General features: G+C 58.5%; 2 protein-coding genes. Both read right to left on the bottom strand.

The features are described 5' to 3' along the window. Positions 1 to 102: 102 nt before the first annotated feature. A complete protein-coding gene (locus tag AWB78_RS50125) occupies positions 103 to 276 on the bottom strand; it encodes a hypothetical protein (RefSeq protein ID WP_374729536.1) in 174 nt (57 codons plus the stop codon). Between the two features lie 89 nt (positions 277 to 365). After that, positions 366 to 833: type IV secretion system protein (locus tag AWB78_RS42850; protein ID WP_198399519.1), on the bottom strand; the 468-nt coding region annotated here is incomplete at its 5' end.

Here is an 833-nt window from a genome sequence, read left to right as displayed (position 1 = left end):
CTCTTTTCGGTAGGCGTCCATTTCCGCTCGCGTGATTGCTTTGCGCTCGACTCGCGGGATATTCGGTTGATCGTTTTCCATCCTTTGCATCCCCGGGCTTCATCACTGAACAGGCTTTCTCACGGGAAGAACCGCTTTGCCGACAAGCTCGGGCGGCATGGTCTTGTTCACCGGGACCAGATGGCTCATGTCCGGCTCGGGCGCAGGCTTGCGGCTGCTCGTACATCCCGTGAGCGCAACCGCTGCACAAAGAGCCAGTGCACAGAGAAACTTCATTTCTCGATCCCCTCGGGTTCGATGAGGCAAAACAATCCCATGTCCTTGAAAATTAGATTTCAAGGATCAGTCACATCCGTGCTCGTACTTTATGCAGATCGGCGCGAGCCCCGGGCTAAACCGTTAGTCGGAGATTGGGCAGACGGTCCGGCCGCCGTGGCGTTCGCGCCTGCGCCTGCGGAGTTGGGGGCGCCGCCTCCTGCAATGCTAGACCGACCCGCTTTCCCCCCGCTGCTGCCGCCGCTACCGCCTCCGCCATCGCGGTTTTGCCTCATGTGCCGGAAGATATCGGCTGACACGCCCTGCCCCCAGGATGAAGCCATGTGCGGAATCTCTTTCAGCATGAACCACGTAATGACGAGCACCAGTACACAAGTGACGATGGCAACCATCACTGGCGCGTTAGGATTGTTCGCCGCTGCGGCCCCGATAGCGGCCTTGAAAAAGTACAACAGCAAGCCGAACACGGCGGCAAACAGCACGGTTACCAAGCCGTAGTTGATGACCGACCCGATCCATTTCGTGAACAGTGACTTCGTGCTCTCGAACAGCAACAG

It is taken from the genome of Caballeronia calidae (assembly GCF_900044055.2).
Classification (GTDB): Bacteria; Pseudomonadota; Gammaproteobacteria; order Burkholderiales; family Burkholderiaceae; genus Caballeronia; species Caballeronia calidae.
This window is presented reverse-complemented; position numbering and strand designations above follow the sequence as displayed.